Source organism: Pseudomonas sp. NFIX28 (genome assembly GCF_900107395.1).
Lineage (GTDB): Bacteria > Pseudomonadota > Gammaproteobacteria > Pseudomonadales > Pseudomonadaceae > Aquipseudomonas.
The window spans coordinates 30,586-31,955 of sequence record NZ_FNPW01000018.1 but is presented as its reverse complement, the minus strand read 5'-3'; the positions used below and the strand labels follow the sequence as shown (position 1 = coordinate 31,955).

The following is a 1,370-nucleotide window of genomic DNA, read 5'->3' as shown; positions in this document are numbered from 1 at the left end:
TCCGGCACGGTGAACTTCACCGCGCCAAACGATGCCCTCGCTGGCGGCAGCTCCCTGAGCGCCACCATCACCGGTGCGACGGGTGGCAACTACGAGAAACTGGATGTTGATAGCACGCCGGCTGATACCTCGGTTACCGATACCCCCGACACCACCAATCTGACCCTCAGCGCCACCAACACCGTGGCCGAGGGTGGCTCGATCGTTTACACCGCGACGCTGACTAATGCTGCCGGCACGCCGGTCACCGTCACGCTGAGCAACGGTGCGGTAATCACCATTGCTGCCGGCGCTACTACAGGTTCCGTGACCGTGGCCGCGCCGAGCGATGACGTCTACAAAGACGCCGGCAAGGTTGAAGTCAGCATCCAGAATGCCGTGGGCGGCAACTTTGAGAACCTGGTACCGAGCACTACGCCTGCTGTCACCGATGTGACCGATACCATCGATACCAGCACCGTTTCGCTGACGGCCACACCGTCTGTGGCTGAAGGTGGCGTGGTGGTTTACACCGCCTCCGTGACCGCTCCGGTGACCGGTTCGCCTGTAGTCGTGACTCTGTCCAACGGCCAGACCATCACCATTCCGGTCGGCGAATCTTCCGGTACCGTAAATTTCACGGCGCCGAACGATGCCCTCGCGGGCGGCAGCGCCCTGAGCGCCACCATCACCGATGCTACCGGCGGTAATTACGAGAAGCTGGATGTCGATGGCAAGCCGGCTGAAACGTCGGTGACTGACACTCCAGACACCACCACTCTGAGCCTGACCGCGACCGATACCGTGGCCGAGGGTGGTTCGATTGTTTACACCGCAATACTGACCAATGCCGCTGGCACTCCGGTGACCGTAACGCTCTCCAACGGTGCAGTGATCACCATCGCTGCCGGCGCTACGACTGGCTCCGTTACCGTGGCCGCTCCTGCAGACGACGTCTACAAAGATGCCGGTACCGTAGAAGCCACAATCAAAACTGCTACTGGCGGCAACTTCGAGAGTCTGGTGCCGAGCACCACACCGGCTGTGACCAGCGTCACCGACACCATCGACACTTCGACTGTGTCGCTGACTGCTACTCCGTCTGTGGCTGAAGGTGGCGTGGTCGTTTACACCGCTTCCGTGACCGCGCCAGTCACCGGTTCGCCGGTTGTGGTCACCTTGTCGAATGGTCAAACCATCACCATTCCAGTGGGCGAGTCTTCCGGTACCGTGAACTTCACCGCGCCGAACGATGCCCTCGCGGGCGGCAGCGCCCTGAGCGCCACCATCACCGGTGCTACCGGCGGTAATTACGAGAAGCTCGATGTCGATGGCAAGCCGGCTGAAACGTCGGTTACTGACACACCAGACACCACCACTCTGAGCCTGAC

Annotated in this window: 1 protein-coding gene; it reads left to right on the top strand. The window is 61.4% G+C overall.

Annotated elements, in window-relative coordinates; genetic code table 11:
* The coding region (locus BLV20_RS26615; RefSeq protein WP_371914345.1) for an immunoglobulin-like domain-containing protein at nt 1–1,370 on the top strand (1,370 nt) is incomplete at both ends.